Source organism: Kytococcus schroeteri, assembly GCF_002847825.1.
Classification (GTDB): domain Bacteria; phylum Actinomycetota; class Actinomycetes; order Actinomycetales; family Dermatophilaceae; genus Kytococcus; species Kytococcus schroeteri.
On sequence record NZ_PKIZ01000006.1, the window covers coordinates 100,830 to 119,369 of the forward strand.

Sequence of the window (18,540 nt, forward strand, 5' to 3'; positions counted from 1 at the left end):
ACCAAGTCTTGACCCGTTCTTGGGCAAAGCGGGACGGGGTGACCGGTCCTCCTTGACCGATCACCCCGTCGGGGGGGGTGGTGCTCAGGCCGAGGGTTGACCCATCTCGGCGGCGTCGAGCAGCAGGTTGGGCGACCCGTTGGTGCCGCCCACCGCATCGGGGGTGGCGGTCCGCTGCAGGGCCGAGGTGAGATCGGCGACCGTGGCCTCGGGGTGCTGCTGCAGGTGCAGCGCGGCAGCGCCGGCCACGTGTGGGGCGGCCATCGAGGTGCCGCTCATGGTGGTCCAGGCCGTGTCCCCGGCGATGCCGGCCGAGACCACGTCGCTGCCCGGGGCGAGCAGGTTGACGCACTGGCCGTAGTTGGAGAAGTCCGAGAGCCGGTCGGCGGAGTCGGTGGAGCCCACGCTCAGCGCGCCCTCGGCACGGCCCGGGGAGGTGGAGCAGGCGTCGGCCGAGAAGTTGCCGGCGGCCACCACCGAGAGCACCCCGCTGGCGGTGAGGCGGTTCACCGCCTCGTCCACGGCCTCGTTGGCCGGGCCCTGGATGCTCAGGTTGGCCACCGACGGGCCGGAGTGGTTCTGCGCCACCCAGTCGATCCCGGCGATGATGCCGTCCCACGACCCGCGGTTGTCGCAGCCCAGCACGCGCACCGGCACCAGGGACACGTCCTTGGCCACGCCGTAGGTCTCTCCGCCGACGGTGCCGGCCACGTGCGTGCCGTGCCCGGCGCAGTCCTCGGTGCCCCACCCGTCCTCGACGAAGCCCGCCCCCTGGCCGACGCGACCCGAGAGGTCCTGGTGGGTGGAGCGGATGCCGGTGTCGATGACGTAGGCGGTGACGCCCTCGCCGGTGGACTCGTAGCTGTACGAGCCGTCCAGCGGCAGGGCCTCCTGGTCCACGCGGTCCAGGCCCCACGGGGCGTCGGCCTGCGTCTCGGCGCCGCCCACCGCGCCGTCGCGGGAGACCGCGGCCACGCCGGGGGCCCTACGCAGCGCCTCGGCCTGCGCGGGGGTGGCGCGCACGGTGTACCCGCCGATGCCGTGCAGGCGGCGGCCCACCTCCAGGCCGCGGGCGGTGGCCTCCTCGGCGCGCTGGTCGGTGGTGCGGGCCACGGCGGCGCGTGCGGTGGGGGCGGCCAGGGACCCGGCGGCGGAGGCCTGCGCGGGCAGGTCGAGCACCACCAGCCAGGTGGTGCGGCCCGAGGCGTCCAGTGCGCCGGGGGCCGTGGGAGCAGCGGGGGCCGGGGCGCCGGCATCGAGCAGGGGTGCCGCGGTGGAGGCGGCGGGTGCGGGCACCAGGCCCAGCACGGCCAGGGCGACGAACGGGCGGGAGGGGTGGTGCGAGCGGTTCACGGGGGTCTCCGGGGTGTGAGGGGTGAGAGCCGTGGGAGCGGGGATGCGTCGTGCCGGGCCCCGGGTCCGGGACCCGGCACGACGGGTGGGGCGCTGCCTCAGGCCTGGAAGGCCTTGAGCGCGTTGAGCAGCAGGTTGGGCGAACCGTTCACCTTGTCGATCGCGTCCTTCGTGGCGGTCGTGGTGAGGGTCTCCTTCACCTGGTCAGCGGTGGCCTCGGGGTTCTTCTGCAGCGCCAGGGCGGCCGCACCGGCCACGTGCGGGGAGGCCATCGAGGTGCCGGAGATGGTCTTGGTGGCGTCGTCGGAGTCCTTCCACGCCGAGGTGATGTCCACGCCCGGGGCCAGGATGTCCACGCACTCACCGAAGTTGGAGAACTCGGCCAGCACGTCGGTGTTGTCCGTGGCACCCACGGTGATGGCCTTCTGGGAGGCGGCCGGGGAGTGCTGGCAGGCGTCCTCGGTGTCGTTGCCGGCGGCCACGGCGGTCACCACGCCGGCGTCGCTCATGCGGTCCACGGCCTCGTCCATGGCCCCGAGCTTGGTGCCGCCCAGGCTCATGTTGGCCACGTCCGGGCCCTCGGTGGCGGCGGCCTCGTCCATGACCCACTCCATCGCGGCCAGGATGCCCAGCACGGAGCCCGAGCCGTCGCACTCCAGCACGCGGACCGGCTCCAGCTTCACGTCCTTGGCCACGCCGTAGGTGGTGCCACCCACGGTGGCGGCCACGTGGGTGCCGTGGCCCTGGCAGTCGTTGGTGCCCTCGCCGTCCTGCACGACGGTGTGGCCCTCGCCCACGCGGCCGGCCAGGTCCTTGTGGGTGGCGCGGATGCCGGTGTCGATGATGAAGGCGGTCACGCCCTCGCCGGTGCCCTCGTAGGTGTAGGTCTTGTCCAGCTCGGCCGCCTCCTGGTCCACGCGGTCCAGGCCCCACGGGGCGTCGGCCTGCTCCTCGTCGATGCTGACGCGCGCGTCGCGCTCCACCGACGCCACGGCCGGGTCGGCCTCCAGCGCGGCCACCTGCTCGGGGGTGAGGTCCGCGGCGGTCACGGCGCCCAGGGTGTCGAGCTGCGCACGGACGTCCACGCCCTGCGCGGAGAAGCGGGAGGCGGCCGACGCGGTGGCGGTGGCCACGGCCGTGCGCGCGGAGGAGGTGGTCAGCGCGCGGTCGCCGGTGGCCTCCTCGGGCAGCTCCAGCATGACGATCCAGTCGCCGGCGGTGGCGGCGTCGAACTGCGTGGACGAGGCGCCGGAGGGGGTGGCCTCGAGGGTCAGCGGGGAGGCGGTGGCGGCGCCGGTGCCCAGGGTCAGGGCGGTGGGGGCGGCCAGGGCGAGGGCGGTGCGGGTGGTCTTCACGGGGGTCTCCAGGTGGGTGCGGAGGGGGTGGTACCTGAGGTGTGTGCGTCGGGCCGGCGGCACGGGGCCGGGCCGGGACGTGCCGGGCCCCCGAGGGGAGCCCGGCACGTCCAGTGGGGAGATGTCCTGCCGTCAGGTCAGCCGGCGGAGACCTTCAGCGCGTTCAGCAGCAGGTTCGGCGAGCCGTTCACACCGTCGATCGCGTCCTTCGTGGCGGTCTCGGTCAGGGTGGCCGTGACCTCCTCCACGGTGGCCTGCGGGTTCTTCTCCAGGGCCAGGGCGGCGCCACCGGCGACGTGCGGGGAGGCCATCGAGGTACCGGAAATGGTGTTGGTGGCCTCGTCGTCGTCCATCCAGGCCGAGGTGATGTCGGTGCCAGGGGCCAGGATGTCGACGCAGTCACCGAAGTTCGAGAAGTCGGACAGCGCGTCACCCTCGGCGGTCGAACCCACGGTGATGGCGGACTCCGCACGGGCCGGCGAGTAGTTGCAGGCGTCGTCGGTGTCGTTGCCGGCGGCCACGGCGGTCACGATGCCGGCCTCGGTCATGCGGCCGATGGCCTCGTCGAGCACCTGGTCGGCGCCACCACCCAGGGACATGTTGGCGACCGACGGGGTGTCGCCCTTGTTCTCGATGACCCAGTCCATGGCGGTGATGATGCCGTCGGTGGAGCCGGAGCCCTCGCAGCTCAGCACGCGCACCGGGATGAGGTTGGTGCCCTTGGCGACGCCGAACTCCTTGCCGCCCATGGTGCCGGCGACGTGGGTGCCGTGACCGTTGCAGTCGTCGGTGCCCATGCCGTCGTCGATGGCGGAGAAGCCCTCGCCGACGCGGCCCTCGAAGTCGGAGTGGGTGGCGCGCACGCCGGTGTCGATGACGTAGGAGTTCACGCCCTCGCCGGTGCCCTCGTAGTTGTAGGTCTGGTCCAGCTCGGGGGCCTCCTGGTCCACGCGGTCCAGGCCCCAGGTGGCGTCCGTCTGCGCCTCGGTGGCGTGGACGGTGCGGCTCTTGGTCACCGAGGCCACGGCCGGGTCGGCCTCGAGCTCGGCGACCTGCTCCGGGGTCAGGTTGGCGGTGAAGCCACCCAGGGACTTGAGTTCGTTCTTGACGTCGGCGCCCTTCGCGGCGTACTTGGCGGCGGTGGCCTCGGTGGTGGAGGCGACGGCAGCCTTGGCGTCGGCGGACTTCATGCCCTGGGCGCCCATGGCCTGCTGCGGGAGCTCCAGCATGACGATGTAGTCGGCGGCCTGCGAGGCGCTCATCACGGTCGCGCCCTGCTCGGAGCCGGCGTTCACGTCGAAGGCGGTCGGCGCGGCCGTGGCGGTGGTGCCCAGCGCGAGGGTGGCAGCAGCAGTGAGGCCGAAGACGGTACGAACGGTGGTCATGAGTTTCCTCCTTGACGTCGATGGCGGAGTCCCGCCGTCGTGGCGGTTGGTCCGCCGGTGAGATCGATCGTGGGTCAACTCACTTTGCGTACCAACCCCTTTGACCATTCCTTGGGTCAACCGTGGTCTGCTGTGAGGGGCTCTTGGGGCGCACCCAAGAACGCCCCCGGTGGGCCGGGGGCGTTCTTGGGAGAAGGGGTGCCGACGGGGTCCGACGGCGGCTCGGGCGGGCCGTCAGCGGCGGCCGGTGAGCCGGGGCCAGTTGCGGTTGCCCACCTCGCGGCGCCACACCTCGCGCCAGGTGGGCACCGTCAGCCCGTGCACGTGGCGGGCGCGGCGGCGGGTGAGCACGATGCCCAGCGGACCGAGCAGGTAGGGCACGAGCACCACCGCCCAAGCCCGGCGGAAGGCCTCCAGCGAGTACCCGCCGCCCTGCAGGTCCAGGGACAGGCCGATGCCGAGGATGGTCAGCAGCGTGACCCCAAAGCCGGTCATGATGATGACGCCGGTGGCCGTACCCAGCCGCTCCGAGGGGGAGAAGGTGCGGGCGAAGTCGAAGGCCACCGCCGACCCCGGGCCACCGAGTGAGAGCCCCACCACCCAGGCCACCAGCAGCCACACCGGCGCCGGGCCGGGCCACAGCATCACCGCGGTCCAGGGCAGCGCGGTGGCGGCCACCACGAGCAGCGCCAGGGTGGAGCGGCGCAACGGGTGGCGCTGGGTCAGGAAGCCGACCGTCGGTCCGGCCACGACGCCCAGCAGCACCAGCAGGGTGAGCAGCCCCGAGGCGGTAGCGTCGCTGCGCCCCTCGGCCTGCGTGAGGTAGGGGAAGCCCCACATCATGGCGAAGGTCATGGGAGCGAACACGGTGGAGGCGTGGGTGAACGCGCCCAGCCAGGTACCGGGGTGGCGCAGCACGGCGCCCATGCCCGTGCGCGGCCGACGGGGTGCTGCCGGGTCGGCCTCCTGCGAGCCGTCGGGGCGGCGCGGGTGGTCGCGCACCAGCATGAAGGTGGTCACCGCGGAGAAGGCCGCGGTGAGGGCGGCCAGCAGGTAGGCGCTCGTCCAGCCGGTGGTGCGCAGCAGCCACACCAGGGGCAGCGCCGAGACCACCTGGCCGAACTGGCCCGTCAGACCGGTCACCTGCGTCATCACCGGCACGCGGTGGCTGGGGAACCACGCCGGCACGAGGCGGATCACCGAGGCGAAGGTCATCGCGTCGCCGACGCCCACCAGCACGCGGGCGGCGATGGCCCAGCCTAGGTCCGGCAGCAGGGCCATGCCGGTCTGGCCCAGCGCCATGCACACCGCACCGGCGGTGATGAGGCGCCGGGAGCCCCATCGGTCCAGGGCCAGACCCACGGGGATCTGCGCGCCGGAGTAGACCAGCAACTGCACCACCACGAAGGTGGCCACCACCGAGGCGCCCACGCCGAAGCGCTCCGCGGCGGGCACGGCGGCCACGCCCAGGGAGCTGCGGTGGAAGACGGCCACCGCAAAGGCGAAGACGCCGGCGGCCCAGACCATCCAGGCCAGGCGCGGCGTCTCCTGCGGGGTGCTGCTCGCGGTGGAACGGCTCACTTGGGCGGCATGCGCAGTGCGCCGTCGAGGCGGATGACCTCGCCGTTGAGCAGCGGGTTCTCCACCAGGTGGGTCACCAGGGCGGCGTACTCCTCCGGCTTGCCGAGGCGGGCCGGGTGGGGGACGAGGGCCTCCAGGGTCTCCTTCACGTCACCGGGCATGCCGGCCATCATCGGGGTCTCCATGACGCCCGGGGCGATGGTCATGACGCGGATCTGGCTGGGGGCCAGGTCGCGGGCGGCCGGCAGGGTGAGGGCGGCGATGGCGCCCTTGGAGGAGGCGTAGGCGGCCTGGCCGATCTGGCCGTCGTACGCGGCCACCGACGCGGTGTTCACGATCAGGCCGCGGTCGCCCTGGCCGCGCTCGTCGGCCACCGGCTCGTTGGCGGCCATGGCCTCGGCAGCCAGGCGCAGCACGTTGAAGGTGCCCACCAGGTTGATGTCGATGACCGTCCGGTAGGTCTCCAGCGGCAGCACGCCCTTGCGGCCCAGGATCTTGCCCGGGGTGGCCACGCCGGCGCAGTTCACCGCCAGGCGCAGGGTGCCCAGCTGCTGGGCGGCGGCCACGGCGGCTGCCACCTGCTCCTCGTCGCGCACGTCGGCGCCGGCGAAGAACGCCCGGCCGTCACCGAACTCCTCGGTGAACGCGGCGGCGGCCTTCTCGCCGGCCTCGCCCGGCAGGTCGACGAGCACCACGCGGGCGCCGGCCTCGAGCAGGCGGCGGGCGGTGCTGTTGCCCAGGCCCTGGGCGCCGCCGGTGATGAGGGCGACGAAGTCCTCGGTGATCTGCATCAGGTGTCCCTTCTGGCGTGGCCGCGCCGCCCGGTGGCGGGCGGCGCAGCGGGGTGTGGAGGTGGGTCAGCCCAGCGACTTGAGCATGTCGCGGGCGATGACCATGCGCTGGATCTGGTTGGTGCCCTCGAAGATCTGGGTGATCTTGGCGTCGCGGAAGTAGCGCTCGGCCGGGAAGTCGGTGGTGTAGCCGTAGCCGCCCAGCACCTGGATGGCGTCGGTGGTCACCTTCATCGCGGTGTCGCTGGCGAACATCTTGGCGATGGCGGCCTCGCGGCCGAACGGCTTGCCGGCGTCCTTGAGGCGGGCGGCGTGCAGGTAGGTGCTGCGCGCCGCGGTGGTCTGTGCCTGCGTGTCGGCCAGCATGAACTGCAGTCCCTGGTTGCTGATGATCGGCTTGCCGAACTGCTCGCGCTCTGCGGCGTACTTCAGTGCCAGGTCGGTGGCGGCCTGGGCCAGGCCGGTGGAGGCCGCGGCGATGCCCAGGCGGCCGGAGTCCAGCGCGGCCAGGGCGATGTTCAGACCCTTGCCGGGGGTGCCGATGAGGTTCTCACCCGGCACGGTGACCTTGTCGTAGAGCACCTCGCGGACGGTGTCGGAGTGCAGGCCCATCTTGCGCTCGGGCTCGGCGAAGGTGAGGCCCTCGGTGCCGGCCGGGACGTGGAAGCAGCTGATGCCCTTGCCGTCGTTCTCCCCGGTGCGGGCGAAGGTGGTGTAGAAGTCCGCGTGGCCGGCGTGGGAGATCCACATCTTGCCGCCGGAGATGGCGTAGGACTCCGACCGGCCGGTCTCGTCGACCTCGCCGCTGCCCACGGCCTTGGTCTTCATCGAGGCGACGTCGGAGCCGGCGGCCGGCTCGGACAGGCAGTAGGAGCCGAACCACTGCCCGCCCACCATGTCCGGCAGCAGGCGCTGCTTCTGCTCCTCGGTGCCGTAGTTGAAGACCGGGAAGCAGGTGAGGGCGTGGATGGAGACGCCCACACCGATGGCCATCCAGGCGCTGGAGAGCTCCTCGATGCACTGCAGATACACCTCGTACGGCTGCCCGGCGCCCCCGTACTCCTCGGGGTAGGGCAGGCCCAGCAGTCCGGCCTCGCCGAGGGTCTTGAACACCTCGGCGGGGAACTCGGCATTCTTCTCGTACTCGTCGGCCTTCGGGGCGATCTCCTTGGCGGCGATGTCGCGGACGAGGGCGATGAGGTCTTCCGACTCGGGCGTCGGCATCAAGCGGGTCACGGGCATGCACACAGGGTAACGAGGGTCACACGGCGGTCGTGCCGCGCCCGGCCTGTGAGTCGCCCGGAGGCGTGCCAGGGCGGGTGCTCACCCCATCGGCCAGGCGGTGAGCTCCGGGAGCTTGCCGGTGCGTCCGTCACCCGAGGAGCGGCCGGTGACGCGCCGCCTCACCCACGGGCCGAGGTGGGTGCGGGTCCAGTCGCGGTGCTCGGCCCAGGTGCGCACCGGGGCGTCGGCGGGGTCGAGCGGCTCGCGGAAGGCGCCCCCGTCGGCCTCCTCGAAGCCCAGCGCGGCGTGCGCGGCGAGCGCGACGCGGCGGTGGCCCTCGGGGGTCATGTGGATGCGGTCCTCGCCCCACATGCGCCAGTCCTTGAGGAAGTCGCAGTCCCACTGGTTGAGCAGGTGGCAGCCGTGGCGGCCGGCGATGCTCACCAGGTGGGCGATGTACTGGCCCACCCGGCCGCGCGTGGCCGAGATGAGCGGCGCCCCGGCCGGGTCGGTGGGGGTGGCCAGCAGCACGTCGGCCGCCGCGGCCCGCAGGCGGATGACGGCCCGCTCCAGCTCGCGGGCCAGGGCGTCGGTGTCGGCACGGGGGCGCAGGATGTCGTTGCCGCCGCCCACGATGCTCACGAGCACGGGTGCGTCCGGGCGCTCGGCGCGGGCCTGCTCCACCAGGCGCAGGGCGGCCTCGGTCTGCGGGCCCGCCACGTCGGCCAGCTTGCGGCCGCGCACGGCGAGGTTCGCGTAGCGGAAGCGCGGGGTGCTGCTGCCGGCGGGCGGCGCCGGGGCGGTGGTGGCCAGCAGCGTGGCGAGGCGGTCCGCCCAGCCACCGAACTCGCCGACCGCGGGGGCCTCGTCGTCGCACATGCCCTCGGTGAACGAGTCGCCCAGGGCGACGTACGTGGCCCACGGACGCGGCGTGCTGGCCAGGTGCTGCAGCGGGCCGGGGACGGTGTGCAGGGGGTGGGTGCTCACGGCAGGCTCCAGTCCACGGGGTCGGCGCCCTGCTCGGCGAGCAGCGCGTTGGTGCGGGTGAACGGGCGGGAGCCGAAGAAGCCCCGGCTCGCGCTCAACGGGGAGGGGTGTGGGGACTCGACGCACGGCATCGGGGCAAGGTGGGGCGCCAGGTTGCGGGCGTCGCGGCCCCAGAGGATGGCCGCCATGGGCTGGCCGTCGCGGGCGCGCTCGGCCAGGGCGCGGATGGCCAGCTCGGTGACCTGCTCCCAGCCGCGGCCGCGGTGCGACCCCGCCTCGCCTGGCTGCACGGTGAGGCAGCGGTTGAGCAGTAGCACGCCCTGGTGGAACCACGGGGAGAGGTCGCCGCGGGTGGGGCGCTCGCAGCCGGTGTCGTCCACGAGCTCGGTGAAGATGTTGGCCAGGCTGCGGGGCACGGGCTGCACCTCGGGGGCCACGGAGAAGCTCAGCCCCACGGCGTGCCCGGGGGTGGGGTACGGGTCCTGGCCCACCACCAGCACGCGCACCCGGTCCAGCGGCAGGGAGAAGGCGCGCAGCACGTTCTCGCCGGCCGGGAGGTAGCCCCGGCCGGCGGCGATCTCCTCGCGGAGGAAGACGCCCAGCCCGGCGAGGGTCTCGGCGGCGGGTTCGAGCGCCGGCACCCAGGACTCGTGGACCCTGCCGGCGAAGGTGGGGGCGTCGTTCACGCGGGCCACGGTACGTCGTGCCGCCGGGGCCGGTTCCGCACCGGTGCTGATCTCGTCCTGCCACCGGTCCGAACTCCGCACCGGTGCGCAAGTCGACTGTCGAGATCCGCACCGGTGCGGGTCTGGGAGAGGTGGGCAGTCGAGAACCGCACCGGTGCCGGTCTCGGTCCGGCGATGGGTGGTGAACGGCCTCGTGTGAGGGCCCACCCTGGCGCGGGCGGACGCCCCGCGGGCGAATCACACGCATGTGGTTCGCCGGTAGACTGGCCCCCATGGGAGCAGTTGAGCAGACGACCGGGGCCGCGGGGGAGCTGTCGGCCCGGGACCGCGAGATCCTCGCCTTCGAGCGACAGGCCTGGCGCTACGCCGGCGCCAAGGAGCAGGAGATCCGCGAGCTGTTCGGCCTCACCACCACGCAGTACTACCAGCGCCTCAACCAGCTGCTGGACACCGAGGCCGCCCTGGCTGCGGACCCGCTGCTGGTCAAGCGCCTGCGCCGCCAGCGCGACGCCCGGCACAGCACCCGCCTGCAGGCGCGCACCCGCGCCCGCGGCCACTGACCGCCTCGGTGGGGGCGGAGCGCGCCGAGGGCGCGACGGGCCAGGAGCCCGAAGGCATGACGCAGGACCAGTCCGCGGCGGTCGGCGACGACGCGGCGGGGGCCACGGCCGAGGACGAGGCCACCGCCTACGAGGAGGCTGAGCGCTGGTCCACCGTGGTGCACGGGCACCACGTGGAGGGGCGCTTCCACAAGAGCTGGCCGGAGAAGAAGGCCTGGCTCGTCGTCGACGGCACGTGCGTGGGCCGGGCCGAGGACGACGGCGTGCTGCGGATCCGCGCCACCAGCGGCGCCCTGGCCAACGCCGGGTGGACGCTCGAGGAGCGCCGGGGCACCCCGTTCACCAGCGGCGCCACCCTCGAGGTGCGCCACGCCCGCGGGCGGCCCTACGACATGGACCTCGTGCCTGGCGCCGGAGCGGTCCCGGGGCCGTCCGCCATCGCCCGCACCGTGGGGCTCACACCGCCGGCCGGCAGCCGTGCCGAGCGCTTCCAGGCGCTCCGCTCCCGGCGCCCCCGGGTGGCGGCCGCCCGCTTCCTGGTGATGAAGCTCGGCTGGCTGGTCTGGCCGCTGCTCGTGCTGCTGTTCGGCCCGCTCGTCGACCGCATCATCGCGTGGCTGGAGCAGTTCCTGCCGGACCTGCCGGACATCCCCTGGCCCCGCATCCCCTGGCCCGACATCCACTGGCCCCGGATCCCGTGGCCGGACCTACCCCGCATCCCGCGGCCCGACCTGCCGGACATCCCCTGGCCGGACCTGTCGTGGCTGTTCGCCTGGCTGGCGCCGCTGAAGCCGGTGATCCTGTGGGTGCTGGACCACGACAAGCTCATCTGGGGCGTCGTGCTCGGCCTGGTCCTGGCGCGCGGTGAGCTCAAGCGGCAGCGGGCCCGCGACGAGGCGGCGGAGGCCGAGCGCCGGGCCGAGCTGGCCCGGCTCGCCCGCGCGATGCGGGACGTGGCGCAGCGCGGCGGCGGAGCCCGCGTCACCCACGCCCTGCGCCAGCGGGCCGAGCAGGTCCAGCGCGGCGAGGACTGACCTCAGTCCGGCCAGAGGCCGCTGCACCCGCGCCTGTGGGACCCCAGCAGGTGGGTGTCCACCATCCCGACGGCCTCCATCAGCGCGTACATCGTCGTGGGCCCCACGAAGGCGAAGCCGCGCTGCTTGAGCGCCTTCGACAGCGCCACCGACTCCACCGACTGCGTGGGCACCTCGGCCACCCGCAGCGGATGCGGGGTCTCGGCGGGCTGATGGGACCAGAGGAGGTCCACCAGCCCGCCGTCCTGTCGCAGCGCGAGGGTGGCCCGGGCGTTGCCGATGGTCGCCTCGATCTTGCGCCGGTTGCGCACGATGCGGTCGTCGGCCATGAGGCGCTCGACCTCGGCCGGGCCGAAGGCCGCCACCGCCTCGGCGTCGAACCCGGCGAAGGCCTCCCGGAAGGCGGGGCGCTTGCGCAGGATGGTGGCCTACGACAGGCCGGACTGGAAGGCCTCCAGGCTGAGCCGCTCGAACAGCCCGGTCTCGTCGCGCACCGGCAGGCCCCACTCGGTGTCGTAGTAGTGGCGCAGCAGGTCGCTGCCCTCGGCCCACGGCGTGCGGGCCAGCCCGTCGGCGCCCACCACCACCTCGGAGCCGGCCGGGACGGCGAGCCCACGGGCGCTCACCGCTGCATCCCCGTCACACGCAGGGTGAGGTTCAGGCGCCCCGGCAGTCCCACCCGCTCCTGCTCGGCGGCCACGGGTCCCGGTGCGGTGCCCCCGTGGACGGCCGGCACCCCGTGGAAGGCGCGGCGGGCCGCCCCGCCGAAGACCACGAGGTCGCCTCCCTCCAGACGCAGGTCGGTCCACGGCCGGGTGCGGGTGGTGGTGTTGCCGAAGCGGAAGGTGCACGCGTCCCCCACCGAGAGGCTCACCACGGGGTCCTCGGTGCGTTCGTCGGCGTCGCGGTGCATCCCCATCGACGTGCCGGGTGCGTAGTGGTTGAGCAGCGCCGCGTCCGGGGCGGGACCGGGGTCCTCGTCCGCCCGCCGCCACCCGGTGGCCACGAGGGCGCGGTGGTACAGGCGCGTCATCCAGGCCGGCACGGGCAGCGGCACGGCGCCCGATGCGGGGTCGAGCGCCGCGTACCCCCGGGCCGTCCACACCCAGCCGAAGGGCACCATCGTCACGCGCATGCGTCCACCGTGGACCTCCGGGGCGTGCGCGGGCACCGGGCCGGCTGCCCAGTCGGCGTGGTGACGCACGAGCCAGCACTGCTGCTCGGCGGTGAGCCACCCCGGCACCCAGTGGCAGCCCGGGGACACCTCCTGCGCGGGGCGGGGGAGCAGCTCGTCGCCGAAGAGCACGTCAGGCGGTGGGGGCGGGTCCGTCGTGCGTCGCGTCGGCGTGGGCGGCCCCATCGAGCACCCCGGTGGACTCCAGCACCTCGCGGAAGGCCTCGACGCCCTGGGTGAAGTGGTACTGCCGCGCCCGGATGCCGATGGCGGCCGCCCCCTCGACGTTGTCCGCGCGGTCGTCCACGAAGACCACCTCGCCCGGCTCCACCGGGTGCCCGGCTTCGGCCTCGGCGCGCAGGATCGCCCGGAAGAAGTCCGGCTCCGGCTTGGCCACGCCCAGGCGCGAGGAGGTGTAGACCTCGTCGGCCAGGTCGGCGAAGGCGCCGCTGTCGGTGAGCCAGGCCGCGCGATGCGGCTGCTGGTTGGTGGCCATGGCCACGCGCACCCCGCCCTGGCGGGCGGTGGCCACCATCGCCCGCTCCTCGGCCAGCGGCTCGGTGCGGTGCCACAGGCGGGCCACCTGCTCGGCGTCGGTGGAGTTGCCGTGGCCCTCCAGGATGCCGGCGATGGTCTCCGGGAAGGTCAGGTCGGTCTCCTGCCCGGTGAGCAGGAACACCTCGGCCACGAAGACCTCGTCGAGCACGGCCTGGGCGCGGCCCCACAGCGCGGGGTCGTCGGCCACGCCACCGGCCGGGGCGCCCCACCCGGTGGCCAGGAGGGTGATGGCCTCGTCCTTCCAGCCGTCGGGCATGCGCTGGATCACGGCATCGGCGTCGAGCAGGAGGAGGCGCACGGCGTCAGGAGTCGGCATGGGGCGATCCTCCCACTGATCGGCCGTGCGGCCGAGTCGCGCGGGCGTGCCGGGCGGGGCGGCAGGAGGCCCGCGCCCCGCGCTTTGCACTCTCCGGGGGCGAGTGCCAGAATCGCACTTGGCACTCGGCGGCTCCGAGTGACAGGTCGCAGGGCCAGCAGGACGAGGAGAGTGCCCCCGTCCGGCCCGGCCGGTCGCCACGGAGCCGACCCGGGTGAAAGACACCGACCACAGGTCGAGGGGTCGATGCCGGGCGGTCCGCACCGCGCGGGGCGACCCCGTCCGTCGCGGGCGACCGGTGGTCATCCGCTACGCGTGTGGGAGGAAACCACCGATGGCCAAGACCATTGCGTTCAACGAGGAGGCCCGTCGCGGCCTCGAGCGCGGCATGAACACCCTTGCCGACGCCGTGAAGGTGACGCTCGGCCCCAAGGGCCGCAACGTCGTGCTGGAGAAGAAGTGGGGCGCCCCCACCATCACCAACGACGGTGTGTCCATCGCCAAGGAGATCGAGCTCGACGAGCCGTACGAGCACATCGGCGCCGAGCTGGTCAAGGAGGTCGCCAAGAAGACCGACGACGTCGCGGGTGACGGCACCACCACCGCCACCGTGCTGGCCCAGGCCATGGTCCGCGAGGGCCTGCGCAACGTGGCCGCCGGCGCCAACCCGATGGGCCTGAAGCGCGGCATCGAGAAGGCCACCCAGGCCGTCTCCGACGAGTTGCTCGCCATGGCCAAGGAGATCGACACCAAGGACCAGATCGCGTCCACCGCGTCCATCTCCGCCGCCGACCCCGAGATCGGTCAGGTCATCGCAGAGGCGATGGACAAGGTCGGCAAGGAGGGCGTCATCACGGTCGAGGAGAGCAACACCTTCGGCATCGACCTCGAGCTGACCGAGGGCATGCGCTTCGACAAGGGCTACATCTCGCCCTACTTCGTCACCGACACCGAGCGCATGGAGGCGGTCTTCGAGGACCCCTACATCCTGCTGGTGAACTCCAAGATCGGCGCCATCAAGGACCTGCTGCCGCTGCTGGAGAAGGTCATGCAGTCCGGCAAGCCGCTGGTGATCATCGCCGAGGACGTCGAGGCCGAGGCCCTGGCCACGCTGATCGTCAACAAGGTGCGCGGCAACTTCAAGTCCGTCGCCGTGAAGTCCCCGGGCTTCGGTGACCGCCGCAAGGCGATGCTGGGCGACATGGCCATCCTCACCGGCGGTCAGGTCATCTCCGAGGAGGTCGGCCTGACCCTGGAGAACGCCGAGCTCGACATGCTGGGCACCGCCCGCAAGGTCGTCGTCACCAAGGACGAGACCACCATCGTGGACGGCGCTGGCGACGACGCCCAGGTGCAGGGTCGCGTGAAGCAGATCCGCGCCGAGATCGAGAACTCCGACTCGGACTACGACCGCGAGAAGCTGCAGGAGCGCCTCGCCAAGCTGGCCGGTGGCGTGGCCGTCATCAAGGCCGGCGCGGCCACCGAGGTGGAGCTCAAGGAGCGCAAGCACCGCATCGAGGACGCCGTGCGCAACGCCAAGGCCGCCGTGGAGGAGGGCATCGTCGCCGGTGGTGGCGTGGCCCTGCTGCAGGCCGCCACGAAGGCGTTCGAGGGCCTGTCCCTCGAGGGCGACGAGGCCACCGGTGCCGAGATCGTCCGCGTGGCCTCCAGCGCCCCGCTGAAGCAGATCGCCGTGAACGCCGGCCTCGAGGGCGGCGTCGTGGCGGAGAAGGTCCGCTCCCTGAAGCCGGGCGAGGGCCTCAACGCCGCTACCGGTGAGTACGTCGACATGATCGCCGAGGGCATCATCGACCCGGCCAAGGTGACCCGTTCCGCGCTGCAGAACGCCGCCTCCATCGCCGCGCTCTTCCTCACCACCGAGGCGATCGTGGCCGAGAAGCCGGACAACAACAAGGCCGCTGCCGGCGCCGACATGGGCGACATGGGTGGCATGGGCGGCATGGGCTTCTGATCCCACCGGCTGCCGGGCCCCGCGCCCGCGGCTGACGACGGGCGGTTCCTCCTGCGGGAGGGGCCGCCCGTCGGCGTGCGGGAGCGGTGGCGAGCGGCGCCGGGCGCACGGTCCACCACCGGGATGAGGGGTGGCCGGCGGTAGTGGTGCGAATCTCGCCCCATGGACCCGATGGACATGCGCACCTGCGAGCAGCTCATGGCCCAGCACCGGTTCGCCGAGCTCGAGCAGCTCCTGGACCGTCTGGCCCCCACCCACGCCCACGACCCCCTGTTCCACGTCACCTCCGCCTGGCACCTCCGCGCGACCCAGCAGCCGCGGGAGGCCGAGGAGGCCGCGCGCCGGGCCGTGGCCCTGGACCCCCAGGGGGTGAACCCGCTGCGCTGCTTGGCTGAGACGCTCCTGCAGAACCGGCAGTGGTCCGCGGCCCGGGTGGCGCTGGACGACCTGCACCGGGTGCGGCCGGACTGGTCGCCGGTGCACCAGATGTACGCCTATGCGCTGCGGGGCCTGGGTGACCTGGGCAACGCGCGACGTGCCGGCATCGAGGCGGTGCGGCTCGACGGGGCCGACCCCGCGGCGCACCTGGCCCTGGGGCGTGCGGTCTCCGTGGTGGACCCCGCCCTGGCCGAGCGGGCCTACCGCGAGGTGCTGGCCCGGGACCCGGAGCACGCGCAGGCGCGGCAGGGCCTCGAGCGGGAGCAGGAGTACCTGCGGCCGACCGGCCCGGGCGTGGATGGCGACCCGCGGCGCCGGCAGGTGCGGGCGTTCATGGAGGAGGGGCTGCTCGACGAGGCCGCCCGGGTGCTGCAGTCGCTGACGGACGCGTATCCGGACGCGGTCTCCCTGCAGACCGCGTGGACGGCGCTGCACTCTCGGCGGGGGGACCTGGGGGCGGCCGAGCACGCGGCCCGAGAGGTGGTGCGCCGGGAGCCGGGCTGGGTCGTGGGGCGGGTCAACCTGGCCAACCTCCTGCTCGACCAGCAGCGCCCCCAGGAGGCCCAGCAGGTGGCCCGGGAGGGCCTGGACATCGACCCGCGCAGTGCGCTGGCCCACGATGTGATGGCGGTGGCTCTCGAGCGGTCCGGGGACGTGCCAGGGGCGCTCCACCACGCCCGCGAGGCCCTGCGCTGCGCCGCGGACGACCCGCAGGTGCTCCAGGGGGTGCCGCGGTCGGCCCGGCTGGTGGAGCACCTGGCCGACGCGGGGCTGGCCAAGGACGACCCCCGCGTGGTGGAGCTTTTCCACCTGGCCACGCGGGGCGAGCACACCGCGCTGGACGAGGCGGTGGCGCGCCTCCTGGCCGACCATCCCGACACCGCGTCGGCCCACCACGTGTGGGCGCAGTCCCTGGCCCAGCGGGGGCGTTTCCAGGATGCCGCGGCGGAGGCGGAGCGGGCGGCCGAGCTGGAGCCGGGGGCCCGCGGCATCCGGGCCACGGCGGCGCGGTGCTGCCTGGCGGCGGGGCACCTGCTGGAGGGGGCGCACCACGCGCGGGCCACCGTCGAGCTCGCCCCGGACGACGTGGCGGCCCAGCTGCTGCTCTCCGAGGTCCTGGACCTGCTGGGCGACCACGAGGGGTCGGTGCGGGCGGCCGAGCAGGCGGTGGAGCTCGCCCCGGACGACCTGCGGGCCCGCGAGGCCGCCGGTTTCGCCGCGCGCGTGACCGACCGTGAGCGGTGCCTGGCCCACCTGCGGGCCGTGGTGGAGGCCGACCCGGGGAACGAGCACGCACGCGGTGCCTTGGCGGCCTTCGAGCAGGGCGAGGGGATCGGGCCCTCGCGCCGCACCATCGACTACCTGATCCGGCTCTCCGAGGCGCGGCGCCACGACGACGTGGCGGCCATCGCCGCGCGGCTGGTCGAGGCCTTCCCCGACGACGCCCGCGGGCTGATCCACCTCGCCATCGCGCGGCTCAACCAGGGGCGGCCCGAGGAGGCCGAGGCCGCCCAGCGGCGGGTCCTCGAGCTGGAGCCGGGGCTGCCGACGCACCACCTCTACCTGGCGATCATCCTGCGCCGCCAGGGACGCCACGAGGACGCGCTGGAGCCGTTGACGCGGGCGGCCGCGCTCGACCCCACCGACGTCATCGCCCACCGGGAGCTCGCGGAGGTCCACGGCCTCCTGGGAGACACCGAGCAGGCCGAGTTCCACGCCGAGCAGGCACGCGCGCTGGAGCCCGGTGGTCCCGCCAGAAACGCTGGTTAGGCTCGCGGCATGTCTGACCAGATCATCGAGTCCCTCGGGCGCGCCGTGCAGGCGAGCCCCGACGACATCGCGCTGCGACTCCACCTGGCGGACCTGCTGGTGGGGGCCGGCCGGGGTGACGAGGCGGTGGCCCACTGCGCCACCGTGCTGCAGCAGGACCCCACCAGCGGCCAGGCCCGTGCGCTGATGGCCCGTGCCCTCGGTGGGGGCGCACCCACCACGCCCCCGGCGGGCACGATGCCGGCCGCGGAGGCGAGCACCTCCGACCAGGCCCCTGTGCAGGGCGGGGCGTCGACCGGTGGGGGTGGGGCCTCGACCGACGGGTACGACTGGTCGGCTGCCGAGGAGCAGTTCCCGGACGCCCCCGGGCCGATGTTCGTGGAGCCCGCCGAGGGCGGGGTCGCCGGTGCTCCGGGCGGGGGCGGCCACGGCGAGCCGCAGCGCGTACCCGTGCAGGGCGAGCCGGCGGGCGTGGAGGACCTCTTCGAGGTGGAGCGTGCCGGCGTGACCCTGGCCGACGTGGGCGGCATGCAGGAGGTGAAGGACCGCCTCGAGGTGTCCTTCCTGGGCCCGATGCGCAGCCCCGAGATGCGGCGCATGTACGGCAAGAGCCTCCGTGGGGGGCTGCTGCTCTACGGGCCACCCGGGGTGGGCAAGACCTACATCGCACGGGCCGTGGCCGGCGAGATGGGGGCCGGCTTCATCAACGTGCGTCTCTCGGACGTGCTGGACATGTACATCGGCCAGTCCGAGGGCAACCTGCACGGCCTGTTCGAGCTGGCCCGCCGCAGCGCGCCGGCCGTGCTCTTCCTCGACGAGGTGGACGCCATCGGGCAGAAGCGCACCCGGCACGACATGGGGGCCATGCGCGGCGTGGTCAACCAGCTGCTGCAGGAGCTGGACGGCGTGGGCTCGGACAACGACGGCGTGTACGTGCTGGCGGCCACCAACGCGCCGTGGGACATCGACCCCGCGCTGCGCCGCCCGGGCCGCCTGGACCGCACGCTGCTGGTGCTGCCGCCGGACGACGCCGCGCGCGAGCAGATCCTGCGCGGCTACCTCTCCCGGCGCCCGGTGGAGGGGGTGGACCTGCGCCGCCTGGTGAAGGGCACCGACGGGCTGACCGGGGCCGACCTGGCCCACCTCGTGGACACCGCCGCCGAGCGGGCGATGATGGACAGCGTGCGCAGCGGTACGCCGCGCATGATCACCCAGCGCGATCTCGAGGCCGCCCTGGGGGAGGTGCGGGCTCATCCGATCTGAGGGTGTAGTCGTGGTCTGAAGCCGCCGGCTTCGAGGAGGGATCGGGCGACGTAGTGGGTCAGGTTGCGGAAGCCGAGGGCGGACCCTCGGAGG

General features: G+C 73.8%; 15 protein-coding genes and 1 pseudogene. 5 read left to right on the plus strand and 11 right to left on the minus strand.

Translation table 11 applies throughout. From position 1 onward, the window contains the following. Positions 1–84: 84 nt before the first annotated feature. The 8 genes from CYJ76_RS04515 to CYJ76_RS04550 all read right to left on the minus strand — a co-directional run bounded on the left by CYJ76_RS04515 (position 85) and on the right by CYJ76_RS04550 (position 9,362). On the minus strand, positions 85–1,353 hold the full coding sequence (locus CYJ76_RS04515; RefSeq protein ID WP_202820449.1) for a S8 family peptidase: 1,269 nt from the start codon (positions 1,351–1,353) through the stop codon (positions 85–87). Positions 1,354–1,451: 98 nt separating this feature from the next. Further along, entirely contained in the window at positions 1,452–2,708 is a 1,257-nt protein-coding gene (locus tag CYJ76_RS04520; RefSeq protein ID WP_202820450.1) for a S8 family peptidase, read from the minus strand. A 137-nt stretch (positions 2,709–2,845) separates the two neighbouring features. Beyond that, a complete protein-coding gene (locus tag CYJ76_RS04525) occupies positions 2,846–4,093 on the minus strand; it encodes a S8 family peptidase (protein WP_101849382.1) in 1,248 nt (415 codons plus the stop codon). Between the two features lie 234 nt (positions 4,094–4,327). Then, complete coding sequence (locus tag CYJ76_RS04530; RefSeq protein ID WP_237769721.1) at positions 4,328–5,674, minus strand: MFS transporter; 1,347 nt, start codon at positions 5,672–5,674, stop codon at positions 4,328–4,330. Continuing rightward, positions 5,671–6,465, minus strand: a complete 795-nt coding sequence (locus CYJ76_RS04535; RefSeq protein ID WP_101849383.1) for an SDR family NAD(P)-dependent oxidoreductase — start codon at positions 6,463–6,465, stop codon at positions 5,671–5,673. Before CYJ76_RS04535 ends, CYJ76_RS04530 begins: the two co-directional genes overlap by 4 nt. Positions 6,466–6,531: 66 nt before the next feature. After that, complete coding sequence (locus tag CYJ76_RS04540; RefSeq protein ID WP_101849384.1) at positions 6,532–7,707, minus strand: acyl-CoA dehydrogenase family protein; 1,176 nt, start codon at positions 7,705–7,707, stop codon at positions 6,532–6,534. A gap of 81 nt (positions 7,708–7,788) precedes the next feature. Next, positions 7,789–8,676 carry an SGNH/GDSL hydrolase family protein gene (locus tag CYJ76_RS04545; RefSeq protein WP_238138149.1) on the minus strand — a complete coding sequence of 296 codons (888 nt, stop codon included), beginning with the start codon at positions 8,674–8,676 and terminating at the stop codon, positions 7,789–7,791. Next, complete coding sequence (locus CYJ76_RS04550; RefSeq protein ID WP_070703918.1) at positions 8,673–9,362, minus strand: uracil-DNA glycosylase; 690 nt, start codon at positions 9,360–9,362, stop codon at positions 8,673–8,675. The genes CYJ76_RS04545 and CYJ76_RS04550 overlap by 4 nt, the downstream gene beginning before the upstream one ends. A 272-nt stretch (positions 9,363–9,634) precedes the next feature. On the opposite strand from CYJ76_RS04550, the gene CYJ76_RS04555 reads away from it, so the two are divergent. Further along, positions 9,635–9,922 carry a DUF3263 domain-containing protein gene (locus CYJ76_RS04555; protein WP_083323453.1) on the plus strand — a complete coding sequence of 96 codons (288 nt, stop codon included), beginning with the start codon at positions 9,635–9,637 and terminating at the stop codon, positions 9,920–9,922. 56 nt (positions 9,923–9,978) lie between these two features. Continuing rightward, positions 9,979–10,956: a hypothetical protein gene (locus CYJ76_RS04560; RefSeq protein WP_101849385.1), complete on the plus strand. Its 978-nt coding sequence runs from the start codon at positions 9,979–9,981 to the stop codon at positions 10,954–10,956. A 2-nt stretch (positions 10,957–10,958) separates the two neighbouring features. On the opposite strand, the pseudogene CYJ76_RS04565 reads toward CYJ76_RS04560, so the two are convergent. From CYJ76_RS04565 to CYJ76_RS04575, 3 genes and pseudogenes are all read right to left on the minus strand, one after another. Next, positions 10,959–11,582, minus strand: a pseudogene (locus CYJ76_RS04565) (DNA-3-methyladenine glycosylase I). Next, positions 11,579–12,262 (minus strand): alpha-ketoglutarate-dependent dioxygenase AlkB family protein, encoded by a 684-nt coding sequence (locus tag CYJ76_RS04570; protein WP_238138150.1) that lies wholly within the window; start codon positions 12,260–12,262, stop codon positions 11,579–11,581. The pseudogene CYJ76_RS04565 and the gene CYJ76_RS04570 overlap by 4 nt, the downstream one beginning before the upstream one ends. A gap of 1 nt (position 12,263) precedes the next feature. Continuing rightward, positions 12,264–13,004 (minus strand): HAD-IA family hydrolase, encoded by a 741-nt coding sequence (locus CYJ76_RS04575; protein ID WP_180802210.1) that lies wholly within the window; start codon positions 13,002–13,004, stop codon positions 12,264–12,266. Positions 13,005–13,338: 334 nt separating this feature from the next. Between CYJ76_RS04575 and groL the strand changes: the two genes are divergently transcribed. The 3 genes from groL (at position 13,339) to CYJ76_RS04590 (ending at position 18,447) form a co-directional block, all read left to right on the plus strand. Continuing rightward, positions 13,339–14,976, plus strand: a complete 1,638-nt coding sequence (gene groL, locus CYJ76_RS04580; protein ID WP_070703671.1) for a chaperonin GroEL — start codon at positions 13,339–13,341, stop codon at positions 14,974–14,976. Positions 14,977–15,138: 162 nt separating this feature from the next. Beyond that, positions 15,139–17,184 (plus strand): tetratricopeptide repeat protein, encoded by a 2,046-nt coding sequence (locus CYJ76_RS04585; protein WP_180802211.1) that lies wholly within the window; start codon positions 15,139–15,141, stop codon positions 17,182–17,184. Positions 17,185–17,193: 9 nt separating this feature from the next. Further along, positions 17,194–18,447: a tetratricopeptide repeat protein gene (locus tag CYJ76_RS04590; RefSeq protein WP_101849389.1), complete on the plus strand. Its 1,254-nt coding sequence runs from the start codon at positions 17,194–17,196 to the stop codon at positions 18,445–18,447. The last annotated feature ends 93 nt before the right edge of the window (positions 18,448–18,540 follow it).

Excerpts from the sequence above, each read along its gene's own strand:
- CYJ76_RS04590 (WP_101849389.1), top strand. The coding sequence starts at position 17,194 with ATGTCTGACCAGATCATCGAGTCCCTCGGGCGCGCCGTGCAGGCGAGC.
- CYJ76_RS04575 (WP_180802210.1), bottom strand. The coding sequence starts at position 13,004 with ATGCCGACTCCTGACGCCGTGCGCCTCCTCCTGCTCGACGCCGATGCC.
- CYJ76_RS04585 (WP_180802211.1), top strand. The coding sequence starts at position 15,139 with ATGGACCCGATGGACATGCGCACCTGCGAGCAGCTCATGGCCCAGCAC.
- CYJ76_RS04525 (WP_101849382.1), bottom strand. The coding sequence starts at position 4,093 with ATGACCACCGTTCGTACCGTCTTCGGCCTCACTGCTGCTGCCACCCTC.
- CYJ76_RS04540 (WP_101849384.1), bottom strand. The coding sequence starts at position 7,707 with ATGCCCGTGACCCGCTTGATGCCGACGCCCGAGTCGGAAGACCTCATC.
- CYJ76_RS04560 (WP_101849385.1), top strand. The coding sequence starts at position 9,979 with ATGACGCAGGACCAGTCCGCGGCGGTCGGCGACGACGCGGCGGGGGCC.
- CYJ76_RS04535 (WP_101849383.1), bottom strand. The coding sequence starts at position 6,465 with ATGCAGATCACCGAGGACTTCGTCGCCCTCATCACCGGCGGCGCCCAG.
- CYJ76_RS04555 (WP_083323453.1), top strand. The coding sequence starts at position 9,635 with ATGGGAGCAGTTGAGCAGACGACCGGGGCCGCGGGGGAGCTGTCGGCC.
- groL (WP_070703671.1), top strand. The coding sequence starts at position 13,339 with ATGGCCAAGACCATTGCGTTCAACGAGGAGGCCCGTCGCGGCCTCGAG.